Annotated in this window: 18 protein-coding genes; 9 read left to right on the top strand and 9 right to left on the bottom strand. The window is 56.7% G+C overall.

Features of this window, described 5'->3' with window-relative positions:
• Positions 1-57: 57 nt before the first annotated feature.
• The gene (locus tag IB144_RS23750) at positions 58-333 is read right to left on the bottom strand and encodes a DUF1471 domain-containing protein (protein ID WP_002885689.1); all 276 of its coding nucleotides are present in this window, start codon (positions 331-333) and stop codon (positions 58-60) included.
• A gap of 340 nt (positions 334-673) precedes the next feature.
• On the opposite strand from IB144_RS23750, the gene rpsF reads away from it, so the two are divergent.
• The 4 genes from rpsF to rplI are packed head-to-tail and all read left to right on the top strand — an operon-like array spanning position 674 to position 2,112.
• Positions 674-1,069 (top strand): 30S ribosomal protein S6, encoded by a 396-nt coding sequence (gene rpsF, locus IB144_RS23745; protein WP_002885691.1) that lies wholly within the window; start codon positions 674-676, stop codon positions 1,067-1,069.
• Between the two features lie 5 nt (positions 1,070-1,074).
• Positions 1,075-1,389 carry a primosomal replication protein N gene (priB, locus tag IB144_RS23740; RefSeq protein WP_002885722.1) on the top strand — a complete coding sequence of 105 codons (315 nt, stop codon included), beginning with the start codon at positions 1,075-1,077 and terminating at the stop codon, positions 1,387-1,389.
• Between the two features lie 4 nt (positions 1,390-1,393).
• Complete coding sequence (gene rpsR / locus IB144_RS23735) at positions 1,394-1,621, top strand: 30S ribosomal protein S18 (protein ID WP_000135199.1); 228 nt, start codon at positions 1,394-1,396, stop codon at positions 1,619-1,621.
• 41 nt (positions 1,622-1,662) lie between these two features.
• Positions 1,663-2,112: a 50S ribosomal protein L9 gene (rplI, locus tag IB144_RS23730; protein WP_002886682.1), complete on the top strand. Its 450-nt coding sequence runs from the start codon at positions 1,663-1,665 to the stop codon at positions 2,110-2,112.
• 108 nt (positions 2,113-2,220) lie between these two features.
• Here the strand turns inward: rplI and IB144_RS23725 are convergent, their stop codons facing one another.
• Positions 2,221-2,895: a LysM-like peptidoglycan-binding domain-containing protein gene (locus IB144_RS23725; protein ID WP_004177687.1), complete on the bottom strand. Its 675-nt coding sequence runs from the start codon at positions 2,893-2,895 to the stop codon at positions 2,221-2,223.
• Between the two features lie 218 nt (positions 2,896-3,113).
• Here IB144_RS23725 and fklB point away from each other — a divergent pair, with 218 nt between their 5' ends.
• Positions 3,114-3,734 carry an FKBP-type peptidyl-prolyl cis-trans isomerase gene (gene fklB, locus IB144_RS23720; protein WP_002886687.1) on the top strand — a complete coding sequence of 207 codons (621 nt, stop codon included), beginning with the start codon at positions 3,114-3,116 and terminating at the stop codon, positions 3,732-3,734.
• Between the two features lie 304 nt (positions 3,735-4,038).
• Positions 4,039-5,442, top strand: coding sequence for a D-serine/D-alanine/glycine transporter (gene cycA, locus IB144_RS23715; protein ID WP_002886688.1), 1,404 nt, complete (start codon positions 4,039-4,041; stop codon positions 5,440-5,442).
• 104 nt (positions 5,443-5,546) lie between these two features.
• Here the strand turns inward: cycA and ytfE are convergent, their stop codons facing one another.
• The 4 genes from ytfE to IB144_RS23695 all read right to left on the bottom strand — a co-directional run bounded on the left by ytfE (position 5,547) and on the right by IB144_RS23695 (position 9,089).
• On the bottom strand, positions 5,547-6,209 hold the full coding sequence (gene ytfE, locus IB144_RS23710; protein ID WP_040215974.1) for an iron-sulfur cluster repair protein YtfE: 663 nt from the start codon (positions 6,207-6,209) through the stop codon (positions 5,547-5,549).
• A gap of 82 nt (positions 6,210-6,291) precedes the next feature.
• A complete protein-coding gene (locus tag IB144_RS23705; protein ID WP_002886691.1) occupies positions 6,292-7,263 on the bottom strand; it encodes a DMT family transporter in 972 nt (323 codons plus the stop codon).
• Between the two features lie 75 nt (positions 7,264-7,338).
• On the bottom strand, positions 7,339-8,163 hold the full coding sequence (locus IB144_RS23700) for an AraC family transcriptional regulator (RefSeq protein ID WP_048993755.1): 825 nt from the start codon (positions 8,161-8,163) through the stop codon (positions 7,339-7,341).
• A gap of 77 nt (positions 8,164-8,240) precedes the next feature.
• On the bottom strand, positions 8,241-9,089 hold the full coding sequence (locus tag IB144_RS23695; RefSeq protein ID WP_023342466.1) for an SDR family oxidoreductase: 849 nt from the start codon (positions 9,087-9,089) through the stop codon (positions 8,241-8,243).
• An 89-nt stretch (positions 9,090-9,178) separates the two neighbouring features.
• On the opposite strand from IB144_RS23695, the gene IB144_RS23690 reads away from it, so the two are divergent.
• Entirely contained in the window at positions 9,179-9,550 is a 372-nt protein-coding gene (locus IB144_RS23690; RefSeq protein ID WP_004152015.1) for a helix-turn-helix domain-containing protein, read from the top strand.
• Positions 9,551-9,604: 54 nt separating this feature from the next.
• Here the strand turns inward: IB144_RS23690 and cpdB are convergent, their stop codons facing one another.
• A complete protein-coding gene (cpdB, locus tag IB144_RS23685) occupies positions 9,605-11,548 on the bottom strand; it encodes a 2',3'-cyclic-nucleotide 2'-phosphodiesterase (RefSeq protein ID WP_065888531.1) in 1,944 nt (647 codons plus the stop codon).
• A gap of 192 nt (positions 11,549-11,740) precedes the next feature.
• Here cpdB and cysQ point away from each other — a divergent pair, with 192 nt between their 5' ends.
• Complete coding sequence (gene cysQ / locus IB144_RS23680; RefSeq protein ID WP_002886705.1) at positions 11,741-12,484, top strand: 3'(2'),5'-bisphosphate nucleotidase CysQ; 744 nt, start codon at positions 11,741-11,743, stop codon at positions 12,482-12,484.
• Here cysQ and IB144_RS23675 read toward each other — a convergent pair.
• Entirely contained in the window at positions 12,474-13,031 is a 558-nt protein-coding gene (locus tag IB144_RS23675) for a YtfJ family protein (RefSeq protein ID WP_002886706.1), read from the bottom strand. The genes cysQ and IB144_RS23675 overlap by 11 nt on opposite strands.
• Before the next feature lie 323 nt (positions 13,032-13,354).
• On the opposite strand from IB144_RS23675, the gene IB144_RS23670 reads away from it, so the two are divergent.
• A complete protein-coding gene (locus IB144_RS23670) occupies positions 13,355-13,561 on the top strand; it encodes a DUF1107 domain-containing protein (RefSeq protein WP_002886707.1) in 207 nt (68 codons plus the stop codon).
• Between the two features lie 61 nt (positions 13,562-13,622).
• Here the strand turns inward: IB144_RS23670 and araC are convergent, their stop codons facing one another.
• On the bottom strand, positions 13,623-14,495 hold the full coding sequence (araC, locus tag IB144_RS23665; protein ID WP_004178353.1) for an arabinose operon transcriptional regulator AraC: 873 nt from the start codon (positions 14,493-14,495) through the stop codon (positions 13,623-13,625).
• Between the last annotated feature and the right edge of the window lies 1 nt (position 14,496).

Here is a 14,496-nt window from a genome sequence, read left to right as displayed (position 1 = left end):
TTTAGGCGCAGACCTCGCTTCGCCCCTCGCGAGGAGAGGCGAAGAATTGGGCAGGCGTTAGCGGTATATCACCGCGCTGGCGCGAAGCGGGCCGTTGGTTTCGGGTTCGTGCATCAGGATAGGCTGAAAGTATTTCGCCCCCTGCGCATCGCTCATCTGGCTAAGGGCCTGTTCGGCCTCGTGCTCAGTGGCCATATTGTGATTGATATAGATAACGCCGAGGCTCTGCACGTCGTCCATGTTGCGGGCCTGACGTTCGGTGATTTGGATAGCTGCCAGCGCGTTGGCGCTGAAGAAAAGCGCAGCCATCATGGCGATGATTTTCAGTTTCATATACTACGCTCCTGACTGACAGTCCTGACGCTGACTCGGGGCTCTCCTGTGGTCGTTAGGCTTTGATATAAGTGTAATCGCTGCGCGTTCATCGCATGGCGACCTTTTCTGATGCAGTTGTTCAAAAAAATGCCGCTTCCTTTATTGGTTAATTTTAAATCACCCACTTAGCCCAGCTTGGCGCTTAGTGCGAATTATTTGTGCAAATGCGCTTGTGTTCCTGAGGGGCCGCCATTAGAATGACGCGTCAATTTTTCAGCCGCCCTTTAACACGTTCCTTGCCTCCATGGGCCGCGGCTGACCCAGACAGGAGGCTGAATAATCCGTAAGGAGCAATTCGATGCGTCATTACGAAATCGTTTTTATGGTCCATCCTGACCAGAGCGAACAGGTTCCGGGCATGATCGAACGTTACACTGGTGCAATTACTGCAGCAGCAGGTACGATCCACCGTCTGGAAGACTGGGGCCGCCGTCAGCTGGCTTATCCGATCAACAAACTGCACAAAGCTCACTACGTTCTGATGAACGTTGAAGCGCCGCAGGAAGCGATCGATGAGCTGGAAACTAACTTCCGCTTCAACGACGCCGTTATCCGCAGCATGGTAATGCGTACTAAGCACGCTGTTACCGAAGCATCTCCGATGGTTAAAGCGAAAGACGAGCGCCGTGAGCGTCGCGAAGATTTCGCCAACGAAACCGCAGATGATTCTGAAGCTGGGGATTCTGAAGAGTAATCCTGATGACCAACCGTCTGGAGCTGTCCGGCATTATTTGCAGGACTCCACTTCGTAAGGTCAGCCCGTCAGGAATTCCTCACTGCCAGTTCGTGCTTGAGCATCGTTCAGTGCAGGAGGAAGCCGGTTTTCACCGGCAGGCATGGTGTCAGATGCCCGTTATTATTAGCGGTCATGAGAACCAGGCCATTACTCACAGTATAACGGTCGGTAGCGCAGTAACCGTTCGAGGGTTCATCTCTTGCCATAAGGCAAAGAACGGCTTGAGCAAAATGGTTCTGCATGCCGAGCAGATTGAATTGATAGATTCTGGAGACTAGCCATATGGCACGTTATTTCCGTCGTCGCAAGTTCTGCCGTTTCACCGCGGAAGGCGTTCAAGAGATCGACTATAAAGATATCGCTACGCTGAAAAACTACATCACCGAAAGCGGTAAGATTGTCCCGAGCCGTATCACCGGTACCCGTGCAAAATACCAGCGTCAGCTGGCTCGCGCTATCAAACGCGCTCGCTACCTGTCCCTGCTGCCGTACACTGATCGTCATCAGTAATCGGTCACGGTCCATTAATACGACTTTGAGAGGATAAGGTAATGCAAGTTATTCTGCTTGATAAAGTAGCAAACCTGGGTAGCCTGGGTGATCAGGTTAACGTTAAAGCGGGCTACGCTCGTAACTTCCTGGTCCCGCAGGGTAAAGCTGTTCCTGCTACCAAGAAAAACGTTGAATTCTTCGAAGCACGTCGTGCTGAACTGGAAGCCAAACTGGCTGACGTTCTGGCAGCAGCTGAAGCTCGTGCTGAGCAGATCAACGCCCTGGAATCCGTAACCATCGCGTCTAAAGCTGGCGACGAAGGTAAACTGTTCGGTTCCATCGGTACTCGCGACATCGCTGACGCTGTTACTGCAGCAGGCGTTAAAGTTGCTAAGAGCGAAGTTCGCCTGCCGAACGGCGTTCTGCGTAACGTTGGCGAGCACGAAGTGAACTTCCAGGTTCACAGCGAAGTATTCGCTAAAGTTATCATCAACGTGGTTGCTGAGTAATCGGCCTCTGACGTTCTGGTAACAACAAACCGCCGGCCTTGTGCCGGCGTTTTGCTTTTTAGCGCCTTTCATTTTGCGGCGGCGTAACGCTTGCTGTCGTCTTCTCTGCTATCGCGCACGCACAAAGCTGCCGTTCGACTGGCGGGTAAACAGCACCTGCTGGCCGTTGCCGGTATCGATAGTGAGCCCGGTGACCACGCCGTTGGCGTTCTGCCGAATCTGCACCGTCTGTCCGCTCTGCAAAGTACTTAGCGGCTTGCCAGCACCTTCAACCTGCGCCATGGCGTAGACGTCAGTGGCCGGCAGCCCATGATCGCGGAACAGCTGCGCCAGGGTTTTGCCTGACTCGATGCGATAGGTCCGCCATTGCTGCTCAATACCCGGCGCGGACTGCTGTGATGAGGATTGATAAGGCTGGGTGGCGGCGGGCTGCTGCGTCTGCGCCTGATCCGGCTGCTCATCCTGAATCGGCTCCGGAGCGACCGGCGCCATCTGATCGGCGTCGCTCACGGTAGGCGTATTAGTGATCGGCGGCAGCGGAACGGCCTGATTGCCGCCAGCTTGCGGCTGGGACTGCGACTGTAGATTCAGGTTCGCTTCACGGCTGGTGGACGCCGGGCTTTGGCTATCATCGGAGGGAAGCAGAATACCGATAATAACCAACAGGAAGCCAGCGATAATTCCCCGGCGGTGCATCGGAGGCAGCGGGTCCAGGAGGCGAAAATGATCCGGGGCGTGCCAGATTTTCGCCAGGGTAGATGTCAGTTCAAAGCGCCCGGGCATGGCTTTCCTCCTGCTCCGCATATTTATATCCTGCTCATGAGTATAGATGGCTAACGTCCTGATGACCGGAACAAAGTGAAGTTAACCTGCTGCCGCCTATTGTTTCTTTTTCGCTGAGATTTGTCATCATCCGCCGACAAAGTTTTACCCATTTCGCTATGGCTGTTATGCTTTCGCACGCTTTTATCTTGATGTTTATCACCCAAAAAGGAACAACGATGGCAACCCCAACTTTTGACACTATCGAAGCGCAGGCAAGTTACGGTATCGGCTTGCAGGTTGGACAACAGCTGAGCGAATCCGGCCTGCAGGGGCTGCTGCCGGAAGCGCTGGTGGCGGGTATCGCCGATGCGCTGGAAGGTAACCAGCCGCAGGTGCCGGTGGAAGCCGTTCACCGCGCGCTGCGTGAAATCCACGAGCGTGCTGACGCTGTGCGTCGCGAGCGTTTTCAGGCCATGGCCGCTGACGGCCAAAAATACCTTGATGAAAACCGCGAGAAAGAAGGTGTGAACAGCACCGAGTCTGGTCTGCAGTTCCGCGTACTGACCCAGGGCGAAGGCCCGATCCCGGCGCGTACTGACCGCGTTCGCGTGCACTACACTGGCAAACTGATCGACGGCACCGTCTTCGACAGCTCCGTCGCTCGCGGTGAACCGGCTGAATTCCCGGTGACCGGCGTGATCGGCGGCTGGATTGAAGCGCTGACTCTGATGCCGGTAGGTTCCAAATGGGAACTGACGATCCCGCACAACCTCGCCTACGGTGAGCGCGGCGCTGGCGCATCGATTCCTCCGTTCAGCACCCTGATCTTCGAAGTTGAACTGCTGGACATTATCTAAACAGCAGCGGCTTCCTCTTCCCCGCGGCAGGGGAAGCCATAAAAATAGCGTAAAATCCTTAAGTTAAAAATTAATTGGAATTATGTTTTGCATTCATCACGTATGGGTGTATTTTTGTGAGCTATTTCGCGTTAGATGAGTGATATAACACTCACTTTAAACATAAAATTAACATTATATCTAAATCATAGTATTCATCCCTCCGATTCTTACCTAATATCGACTAGCCCTTGCTGGGGTTAATGACAGACGACGGGCCATCAGAGCCTGAACAACACAGACAGGTACAACAGGAAGAAATCACATGGTAGATCAGGTTAAAGTCGCTGCTGTCGAGCAGGAGCCGACTGAACAATCGCTACGGCGAAATCTCACAAACCGACATATTCAGCTGATCGCGATTGGCGGAGCGATCGGCACCGGGTTATTTATGGGTTCTGGCAAAACCATCAGCCTTGCCGGACCATCCATTATCTTTGTTTATATGATTATCGGTTTTATGCTGTTTTTCGTGATGCGTGCCATGGGCGAATTACTGCTGTCGAACCTCGAATATAAATCCTTTAGCGACTTCGCGGCCGATCTGCTGGGGCCGTGGGCGGGCTACTTTACCGGCTGGACCTACTGGTTCTGCTGGGTAGTGACCGGGATGGCGGACGTTGTCGCCATCACCGCCTACGCGCAATTCTGGTTTCCCGGACTCTCCGACTGGGTCGCCTCGCTGGCGGTGATCCTGCTGCTGCTGGGCCTGAACCTGGCCACCGTCAAGATGTTTGGCGAAATGGAGTTCTGGTTCGCGATGATCAAAATTGTCGCCATCGTGGCGCTGATCGTGGTCGGCCTGGTAATGGTGATGATGCATTTCAAATCGCCGACCGGGGTCGAAGCCTCTTTCGCCCACCTGTGGAATGACGGCGGCTGGTTCCCGAAAGGGCTGAGCGGCTTCTTCGCCGGCTTCCAGATTGCGGTGTTTGCCTTCGTGGGGATTGAGCTGGTGGGTACCACCGCCGCCGAAACCAAAGACCCGGAAAAGTCCCTGCCGCGAGCGATTAACTCCATCCCGCTGCGTATCATTATGTTCTACGTCTTCGCGCTGATTGTGATTATGTCGGTGACGCCGTGGAGCTCCGTGGTGCCGAGCAAGAGCCCGTTCGTTGAGCTGTTCGTGCTGGTTGGTCTGCCGGCGGCGGCGAGCCTGATCAACTTCGTGGTGCTGACCTCCGCGGCCTCCTCGGCCAACAGCGGCGTGTTCTCTACCAGCCGTATGCTGTTCGGTCTGGCGCAGGATGGTCAGGCGCCGAAGATGTTCGCCAAGCTGTCGAAGCGTGCGGTGCCGGCGAAGGGCTTAACCTTCTCCTGCATGTGTCTGCTGGGCGGGGTGGTGATGCTGATGGTCAACCCGAGCGTGATTGCCGCCTTCACCATGATCACCACGGTGTCGGCGATCCTGTTTATGTTCGTCTGGACCATCATCCTTTGCTCTTACCTGGCGTATCGTAAAAACCGCCCTCAGCTGCATGAGAAGTCAAGCTACAAGATGCCGCTGGGTAAAGTCATGTGCTGGGTGTGCATGGCCTTCTTCGTCTTTGTGCTGGTGCTGTTGACCCTGGAAGACGATACCCGTGAAGCGCTGATGGTCACCCCGCTGTGGTTTGTGCTGCTGGGCGCGGGCTGGCTGTTTGCCGGCAAAAAACGGCTGGCGAAATAAACGAAAATTTTAACGTTGCTTGCAACGGCCCGTCATAAAAAAGGCCACCCGGAGTGGCCAAATAAGACGGACAATGTCGAGGGCGCCCGCGGGCGCCTTTTTCTTTACTTTCCGCCGAGGGCGCGCGGGAACAGCTCATTATTTTCCAGGCTGATGTGTTCCATCAGATCGTCGATCATCTCGTTGATACCGTTATACATCGCCTTCCAGGTGGTACAGGCTTCCGGCGGCGGCGTCACGTTGTGGGTGATGTGCTTAATGACTTCCAGCAGTTCGCCCGCTTCATCATGCTCGCTTTCCATCACGCTGATCGGCCCCCCGGCCTGGGCGCCCATTCCCTGTTTGATCATCGGGAACAGGATCTGTTCCTCTTTCATCATGTGGCTGGAAAGCTCCTGATGCAGCATGGTCAGGTACTTAGTCAGTCCTTTCGGCACGTTCGGTTTATCGGCATGGACGCGTTCAACCTTGGTGGCCTGCAGGATCAGCTCCGGCAGCTGTTCACGGTGCCGGTCGTGATAGCGAACGATGATATGGTCGATAATCTCCGCGAGGGGCGCCGCGCGCCAGTCGCGGGAGAGAGGCTGTTCGGCCAGTTTCGCCAGCTCGGCTTCAATCACCGCGACATCCAGCGCTTTGCGCGACGCGGCGCGCGCCAGGGTCTGTTTGCCGCCGCAGCAGTAATCCATATCGTATTGACGGAACAGGGCGGAGGCGCGCGGGATGGTCAGCGCCAGCTCGCCTAAAGGTTGGTCACGGAAAGCCATAGCAGTTACCTCGTCATCAGGAATATAAGATGTATTTTAAATGCATCTTTTTGGCGAGGGAATACCCCTTAAGGAGGCGAGGCTACTTTTTTTCGTCCGCCAGCGGCTGCAGCATCGGTTTTTCCGGTCTGGCGCGTACGGCGGAGACCACGCCGAGCACCAGCAGCAGGATGCCGCTCAGGGTCAGCAGCGGCGGTAAGCTTTGCCGCAGCAGGAAGGTATACAGCAGTCCGGCCAGGGTTTCGAAGACGATAAGCGGGCCGAGGATCACCGTCGGCAGCCGCTGGCTGGCAATATTCCAGCATAGCGCGCCGACCCATGAGCAGAGCACCGCGATGGCCAGCATCAGCGTAATAAACACCGCCGGACGCGGGCCGAAGGGCAGGGGAAACCCGGCCTGCTGACCGTGCAGCCAGGCGCAGGCGGCGAGATAGCCGGCCAGCGAAACCGGAAGCGTCACCAGCGCCTGAGCGGTAGCCCACATCATTGGCGGTTGATGCGGGTTCTCCCGCAGCCAGCGGGCGTTGCGCAGAGCATACCAGGCCCAGCAGACCACCGATCCCAGCGCCAGCGCAATGCCGGAGCCGTAGCGCCACGGGCTAAAATTCGGCAGCCCCTGACGCAGCTCCGCGACGTTAACGCAGATCAGGCCCACAGCGATGCAGATCAGCGCCGGAAACAGGCGCCGCCACGGCAGCTTCCCGTCGCGCTGGCTGTAGAGCAGATTGGCGAACACCGGCAGTACCACCGGCAGCGTGCCGATAATCATGGTGGAAACCGGCGCCCCGGTGCGCTGAATGGCGCTGGCCAGGCAGACGTAATAGATAAGGTTCCCCATCATTGTCAGGCCCAGCGCGGTCCACCAGTCGTGCCGGCTCAACTGGCGCAGTCGCGCGCGCCCGAGCCACGCCAGCGGCAGGGCGATCAGGCCCAGCGCCAGATAGCGTCCCATCGACTGCAGCATCGCCGGATACTCTGGCACCAGCAAAGGCCCGACGAAAATTAAACCCCACATCAGCCCCGCCAGCAGGGCGTATAACACACCACTAATCATCATTGCATCCGTTGTCATTACCGTTGTCTGCAGTGTAGAAGGGGGTCGGGCAGGAATATTGTATGAGATTGCGCATTAGCGCCTGGCGACCTGCTTCTGATAGCGCACCGGCGTAATGCCGTAACGCTGGGTGAAGGCGCGGGTCAGGTGGGACTGGTCGGTGAGGCCGACGGCTATCGCCACTTCGGCGGCGGGCATGCCGTGGGTGAGGAACGCTTTGGCGCGCCACAGACGGATGGCCATCAGCATCTGATGGGGCGTTACGTGATAGTGGGCTTTAAACTGGCGCTGAAAGTGGTACGGGCTCAGCGCCGCCACCTGCGCCAGCTCGTCGAGGGTGATGGGACGCATATAGTTATCGTGCAGGTAGTCGCGCACGCGGTCGAAGCGATGCCCGGCCTCACCTTGCGCAGAGGCATGGTGGGCCAGAGGGCGGAAGGCGTCGATGAGGTCGAGCAGCATTCCCTGCTGGGCCAGCGGATCGTCGCTATGCCACAGACCATAAATCAGCTGGCCAATCTGTCGGGAACGCAGGGGATCCTCGCGGACCACCTCGCTGAACCACCAGTCGCGCACCCCGGTGATGGCTTCCAGACGGTCCGGCTCCAGATAAATCATCCGGTAGCGCCAGCCGTCGGCGGTTTCCGCTTCGCCGGTGTGCAGCTCGTCGGGATTCATGGTGACAATAGCGTTCGCGGCGGCGATATGCTGACTGCCGCGGTAGCGAAAGCGCTCCGCGCCTTGCTCAATCACGCCGATGCCGAAGGCTTCGTGGGTATGGGGTTCAAAGGCGTAGCGGGATATATGGGCGTGGTAAAGCTCCACCCCGGGCAACTGTTCGAGATGGCGAAAGCGCGCGCGATCTTTTTCATCACTAAATTGCGGTGGTACGCCCTGCATGCCTGCCTCCCGACGGTTATCCCTTCAATATGAGAGAGGAACCGCCGGGACGCAACCGCAAAAGCTGAGAGGGGCGGTTACAGAATGCCTTTCACGCTTTCAGCAAGGGAGGTGGTCGGGCGGCCGATCAGCGTACTCAGGGTGCGGCTGTCGTCAAACAGTCCGCCTTTCGACGCGCCGACGTCGGAATCCGCCAGCATATCGGCAAGCCCGGCCGGCAGGCCGACGCTTTTCAGCGCGGCGGCGAAATCGGCTTCGCTGAGGTTCTGGTAGACCACGTTTTTCCCGCTTTGCTTGCTCAGCTCGGCAGCCAGGTCGCTCAGCGTCCAGGCGTTATCACCCGCCAGTTCGTAAATTTTGCCTTCATGACCCTCACTGGCGATAACGCGGGCGGCAGCGGCGGCATAATCCGCGCGGGTGGCGGAGGCGATTTTACCCTCGCCGGCGGCGCCGATAAACACGCCATGCTCCAGCGCCGGCGGCGCGCTGGCCAGATAGTTTTCGGTATACCAGCCGTTACGCAGCAGGGCGTAAGCGATACCAGAGTCGGCCAGCATCTGCTCGGTTTCGATATGCTCTGTGGCCAGACCCAGCGGCGAAGTGTCGGCATGCAGCAGGCTGGTATAGGCGATGAATTTCACCCCGGCGGCTTTGGCGGCGTTAATGACGTTGCGGTGTTGTACAGCACGCTGGCCGACTTCGCTGGAGGAGATTAACAGCAGTTTATCCACGCCCTGCAGCGCGGCGGTCAGCGCCGCTTCGTCGCTGTAGTCGGCCTGGCGGACAACCACGCCCTGCTGGCTGAGCGCCTGGGCTTTGGCCGGGTTGCGGACAATCGCCACAATCTGGCTGGCAGGGACGGTGTTAAGCAGGTCTTGCAGAACGTAGTGACCAAGCTGGCCGGTGGCACCGGTAAGAGCGATCATGGGTCTTCTCCTTCGTGTTTATTGGCAGTTGTGGTAAGCTACCACCTTAACTAACTTTTAGTAAGTACGTACAAAAAGGTAAGTGTGAAATGGCCGAACCGACGCTGAGCGAGAAACTGCGCACCGGCAATTTGTTTGCGGAACAGTGCCCGTCGCGCGATGTGCTTAAACATGTCACCAGCCGCTGGGGCGTGTTGATTCTGGTGGCGCTGCGCGAGGGAACCCACCGTTTCAGCGATCTGCGCCGTAAGATGGGCGGGGTCAGCGAAAAGATGCTGGCGCAGTCGCTGCAGGCGCTGGAGCAGGATGGTTTTATCGACCGCGTCTCTTATCCGGTGGTGCCCCCGCACGTTGAATATAGCCTGACGCCGCTCGGCCTGCAGGTGAGCGAGAAGGTGGCCGCCCTGGCGGACTGGATCGAGGTTAATCTGCCCTCGGTGCTGGCTAACCACGGGGAGTGAAAATGTATCACTCCCTGTAGCCCCGGTAAGCGCAGCGCCGCCGGGGAACAGGCATTACTTGCTCAAATCCAGCTGATAAATGGCGAAGCCGATATCATCGGTGGCCACCTGGCGCATTGGATACTGCGCTTTCTCTTTGATAAACGCCGCGGCTTTGTCGCCAGGCGAGGTCTCAAAACGAATATCCAACGGCGTGTTGCTGTGGATCGGCGCCAGACGCCAGTTGTTATCCGCCGCCGGATGGATCGCGCCTTCCTTCTTCGATTGCGCGCCAATCCATGCCGCCAGCACCGAACGGTTTTCATCCGGTGAGGCGAAGGCGATATGGCTCTCACCGGTGCCGGCGAATTTGCCGCCGTAAGCGCGATAGTTATTGGTCGCGACCAGGAAAGTAGCCTGCGGATCAACCGGTTTTCCATTGAAGGTCAGGTGCTTAATACGCTCTGCCTGCGGATGGATCATCTGACATTCGCCGTCGTAGCGGGCCGGCTGAGTGACGTCGATCTGGTAGTTCACCCCGTCAATTACGTCGAAGTTGTAGCTGCGGAAGCCGTCCCAGTTGATCAGCGACTGCGGCTTGCTGCTGGCGGGATCGATCTGGTTAAACTGTCCGGCAGAGCATTCCAGCCACTCCTTAACCTCTTTCCCGCTGACCTTCATCACCACCAGGGTGTTGGGGTAGAGATAGAGGTCGGCGGCATTGCGGAAGGTGAGCTGGCCTTTCTCCACTTCGACAAAGCTCGCCGGATCGTTTTTACGCCCGCCGACTTTAAACGGCGCGGCGGCGGAGAGCACCGGCAGCTTCGCCAGATCCGGGTCGCCCTGAATATAGTGTTCGACGTAGGCTTTCTGCGCCATGTTGACCACCTGCACCGTCGGGTCGTCCTGCACCAGCGCCAGATAGCTGTACATGTTGTCGGCGGACTTGCCGATCGGCTTGCTGACGAATTCGCGAGTGGCGTCATGATCGGCTTTCAGCACCGCCACCAGCTTGCCATCTTCGGCCGCCAGTGATTTCTTCGCCACCGCGTCATAGATTGGCCGCGCTTCCGCTTTACTCTGAGTTACCTGCCATTTACCGCTGTCGTTATTTAGCACCAGATCGACCACCCCGAGATGATCGCCCCACATTCCCGGCATCACCGCCGGTACACCGTTCAGCGTCCCTTTGGCGATATCCGCGCCTTTGATGTTGGCGAAGTCTTTACCCGGGAACACCGCGTGGGCATGGCCGAACATAATGGCGTCCACGCCGGGCACCTGGCTTAAGTAGTAAACCGAATTCTCGGCCATCGCCTGATACGGGTCGGCGGAGAGGCCGGAGTGCGCGACCACGACCACCACATCAGCCCCTTTCGCCCGCATCTCCGGGATATATTTGCGCGCGGTTTCGGTAATGTCGTTGACCGTCACTTTACCGCTGAGATTGGCTTTATCCCAGGTCATGATCTGCGGCGGCACAAAACCGATATAGCCGATGCGCAGAGTATGGGGTTGACCATCGCTGTCCACGACCCGGGTATCCTGGATCAGGTACGGCGTAAACATCGGTTTGCCAGTTTTGGCATCGATGATATTGGCGTTCACGTAGGGGAATTTCGCCCCGGCCAGCGCCTTATGCAGGAAGTCGAGGCCATAATTGAATTCATGGTTGCCCAGGTTGCCGACGGCGTAATTCAGGGTATTCATCGCCTTATACACCGGATGCACATCGCCTTCTTTCAACCCTTTCGCGGCCATGTAGTCGCCTAACGGGCTCCCCTGGATAACATCCCCGTTATCCACCAGCACGCTGTTTTTCGCTTCTGCCCGCGCCTGTTCGATCAGGGTGGCGGTACGGACCAGGCCGAATTTCTCCGTGGCGGCATCTTTGTAATAGTCAAAGTCCATCATATTGCTGTGCAGATCGGTGGTTTCCATGATCCGCAGGTCGACCGTCGCGGCGTTGACGCTGGCGGCGATCAGCGTGGCCAGGAGCGTTGCGCTAAACTTAATCATCAGAGGCGTCCTTTTTTTATGAGCGATAGCACAGTAGAAAATGTATTTATATTCTGTTGCTTACAGAAATGTGAATCTTGCCAGAAAAGCGGGCAGAGAAACCGCCATCGTTATCACAGATAGCGGAACTCGCGGTGATGCGATATAAATAAAACAACGAGTTAACGCCACTGTAACCAGACGAGGTGGAGAATGTTAGAACAAGTATGTCAGCTTGCACGGAACGCGGGCGATGCCATCATGGAAGTCTACGATGGAAACCAGCCGATCAACGTCGCCAGCAAGAAAGATGATTCTCCGGTCACGGCGGCGGATATCGCAGCGCATAAAGTCATTGTCAGCGGCCTGCAGGCGCTGGATCCGGATACCCCGATCCTCTCCGAGGAGGACCCGCCGTCCTGGGAAGTGCGCCAGCACTGGCAGCGCTACTGGTTGGTCGACCCGCTGGACGGCACCAAAGAGTTTATTAAGCGTAACGGCGAATTCACCGTCAATATCGCGCTGATTGAAAACGGCAAGCCGACGCTGGGCGTTGTCTATGCGCCGGTGATGAAGGTGATGTACAGCGCGCAAAATGGCAAAGCCTGGAAAGAAGAGTGCGGCGTACGCAAGCAGATCCAGGTCCGCGATGCCCGTCCGCCGCTGGTGGTGATTAGCCGCTCCCATAGCAACGATCCGGAGCTGCAGGAGTATCTTGAGCAACTTGGCGAACACCAGACCACCTCAATCGGTTCGTCGCTGAAATTCTGCCTGGTGGCGGAAGGTCAGGCCCAGCTCTATCCGCGCTTCGGGCCGACCAGCACCTGGGACACCGCCGCCGGCCATGCGGTCGCGGTGGCCGCCGGGGCGCATGTTCACGACTGGCAGGGGAAAACCCTCGACTACACGCCGCGTGAATCCTTCCTCAACCCCGGCTTCCGGGTCTCTATTTATTAAGCAATTTATGCAGCAGGTCGATCACCTGCTGCACCTCTTGTTGGGTGAGGGCGCCGTCTTTAGCCCACTGCACACGCCCGTTCTTATCCAGCACCACGATCGCTGAGCTCTTCTCGTCCAGCTGCCAGGCTTTCCGCACCAGGCCGTTGCTGTCGACGATAAATTGCGACCATGGGAAGAGCTTTTTATTACTTTCAATGCTGTTACGTACAAACATCCCGGTGCCCGGGATGGCGTCGTCAGTGTTTACAATGGTGGTGGTCTGATAGCGATCGTGCGGGAAGCCCGCCGCTTTAATCGCCTCGATCAGATTGGCATTTTTCTCTTTTGCTGACGAGCGTCCGGCGATGTGCTGGACCACGCGCACTTTTCCCGCCAGCTGGGCGCTATTCCAGTTTTTATAGCTAAACTTATCCTTATCCAGAATAAGCTCTCCCCGATCCGCGACGCCAACGGGCGCCACGCGCTGGCCGTCGACGAAGTTATGCGCTGTGGCCAGCAGCGGGAGAAGCAGTAACGAGGCGGCCAGTATGCTACGTAGGGTCATGCGTAATCCTTAATCATTTTTATGCAGGTGATCCGACCACTTGGTCTCGTTTAATCATAAGTGCGATTGACGGTGATTACCCGCAATGAGGATGCCAGTTTGCGTGTTGACGCACAAATTAGTCGTAAAACGGCGACTTATACTTACTTCATCGTATGTCTGAAACGAAAATTCTGAATTATTGTCATCAAAGGGTAAATAAACTTATACATACTGGGTCCCTCTGAGATTCTGGACTATAGTTTTAGGGCATTAAAATTTGCGCTCCCAAGACGTGGGCTAACTGTGGCACCACAAGAGCGTAACCCTGGCAGGAGAGAAGAATGAAAATTTTCCAACGCTACAATCCGCTGCAAGTGGCGAAGTACGTGAAGATCCTGTTTCGTGGACGGTTGTACATCAAGGACGTTGGCGCATTTGAATTTGATAAGGGCAAAATCCTTATCCCGAAGGTCAAGGACAAGCTGCATCTGTCAGTGATGTCCGAAGTCAATCGTCAGGTGTTGCGTCTGCAAACTGAGATGGCATAGCCTGGCACGTAGCAGTACGTAGTAGGTAAAAGACGGCTCCCGATGGGAGCCGTTGATGTTTTTAGCCCTTCATTTCCGCATAGCGTTTGCGATATTCACCCGGCGGGATGCCGTTATGTTTACGAAACAAGCGGGTGAAATAGACCGGATCGCTGTAGCCCACCGATAAAGCAATTTTGTTAAGTGGGAGCGAAGTGCTCTGAATAAGCCACCTGGCGCGGTTGATGCGCTGCGTTTCCCGCCACGCATAGACCGTTTGCCCCAGTTCATTTTTGAAAAGGTGCGCCAGACGTGAAGGGGAGATAAACACCATCGCCGCCAGAGTCTCGATTTTTACCTCCTGTGCAATATGGGCGTTAAGATAGTCGCAGATGGCGTTAATCCGTGGGTCGTGGGCATGGCGGTTGCTAATGGGCTGCTGCTGAAAACAGCGGAGAATTAATCTCTCCAGCGCGTTCATTGCCAGCGCTTCTGACAGCGGTACGGACGCAGAGTGGTGGCGTATCACTTCGTAGAACAGATCGCGCAGTTGCTGGAGCTGGTCGGGATCGTTAATGGTTGTTTTGCCGATACCGTGGGTGGTTTGGTCCCACTTCAGCCAGTCTATCCAGTAGGGGCGGGGGATAAAGTAGATCCACAGATGGTCCCAGTACTCGCTGTGTTCGTCCCTGCCGTAATGATGGGGCACGCCGGGAGGAAACAGCAACAGATCGTTTTCCCGGCACAGCAGGAAGCCATCGCCCGCTTTCGCCCGCGCCTGGCCGCGCAGGGTCAGATTAATGATGTAACCTTTCATCCCCTGCGGGCGATTAATGTAGTAGTCCAGCGTGGAGCCGCGGGTAATCGGCGTGAAGCCTGCGACGACCCAGGCATTGAAGGTAAAGGTCTTCATCAATGGCGAGAAATTGAGTAGCTCATTGATATCCAGTTCCATT

Origin of the sequence: Klebsiella sp. K4, assembly GCF_014596785.2 — a bacterium.
Classification (GTDB): domain Bacteria; phylum Pseudomonadota; class Gammaproteobacteria; order Enterobacterales; family Enterobacteriaceae; genus Klebsiella; species Klebsiella pneumoniae.
This window is presented reverse-complemented; position numbering and strand designations above follow the sequence as displayed.

What these genes read in the sequence shown, in the direction of transcription:
- IB144_RS23750 (WP_002885689.1), bottom strand. Translation starts at nt 333, where the DNA reads ATGAAACTGAAAATCATCGCCATGATGGCTGCGCTTTTCTTCAGCGCC.
- rpsF (WP_002885691.1), top strand. Translation starts at nt 674, where the DNA reads ATGCGTCATTACGAAATCGTTTTTATGGTCCATCCTGACCAGAGCGAA.
- priB (WP_002885722.1), top strand. Translation starts at nt 1,075, where the DNA reads ATGACCAACCGTCTGGAGCTGTCCGGCATTATTTGCAGGACTCCACTT.
- rpsR (WP_000135199.1), top strand. Translation starts at nt 1,394, where the DNA reads ATGGCACGTTATTTCCGTCGTCGCAAGTTCTGCCGTTTCACCGCGGAA.
- rplI (WP_002886682.1), top strand. Translation starts at nt 1,663, where the DNA reads ATGCAAGTTATTCTGCTTGATAAAGTAGCAAACCTGGGTAGCCTGGGT.
- IB144_RS23725 (WP_004177687.1), bottom strand. Translation starts at nt 2,895, where the DNA reads ATGCCCGGGCGCTTTGAACTGACATCTACCCTGGCGAAAATCTGGCAC.
- fklB (WP_002886687.1), top strand. Translation starts at nt 3,114, where the DNA reads ATGGCAACCCCAACTTTTGACACTATCGAAGCGCAGGCAAGTTACGGT.
- cycA (WP_002886688.1), top strand. Translation starts at nt 4,039, where the DNA reads ATGGTAGATCAGGTTAAAGTCGCTGCTGTCGAGCAGGAGCCGACTGAA.
- ytfE (WP_040215974.1), bottom strand. Translation starts at nt 6,209, where the DNA reads ATGGCTTTCCGTGACCAACCTTTAGGCGAGCTGGCGCTGACCATCCCG.
- IB144_RS23705 (WP_002886691.1), bottom strand. Translation starts at nt 7,263, where the DNA reads ATGATTAGTGGTGTGTTATACGCCCTGCTGGCGGGGCTGATGTGGGGT.
- IB144_RS23700 (WP_048993755.1), bottom strand. Translation starts at nt 8,163, where the DNA reads ATGCAGGGCGTACCACCGCAATTTAGTGATGAAAAAGATCGCGCGCGC.
- IB144_RS23695 (WP_023342466.1), bottom strand. Translation starts at nt 9,089, where the DNA reads ATGATCGCTCTTACCGGTGCCACCGGCCAGCTTGGTCACTACGTTCTG.
- IB144_RS23690 (WP_004152015.1), top strand. Translation starts at nt 9,179, where the DNA reads ATGGCCGAACCGACGCTGAGCGAGAAACTGCGCACCGGCAATTTGTTT.
- cpdB (WP_065888531.1), bottom strand. Translation starts at nt 11,548, where the DNA reads ATGATTAAGTTTAGCGCAACGCTCCTGGCCACGCTGATCGCCGCCAGC.
- cysQ (WP_002886705.1), top strand. Translation starts at nt 11,741, where the DNA reads ATGTTAGAACAAGTATGTCAGCTTGCACGGAACGCGGGCGATGCCATC.
- IB144_RS23675 (WP_002886706.1), bottom strand. Translation starts at nt 13,031, where the DNA reads ATGACCCTACGTAGCATACTGGCCGCCTCGTTACTGCTTCTCCCGCTG.
- IB144_RS23670 (WP_002886707.1), top strand. Translation starts at nt 13,355, where the DNA reads ATGAAAATTTTCCAACGCTACAATCCGCTGCAAGTGGCGAAGTACGTG.
- araC (WP_004178353.1), bottom strand. Translation starts at nt 14,495, where the DNA reads ATGGAACTGGATATCAATGAGCTACTCAATTTCTCGCCATTGATGAAG.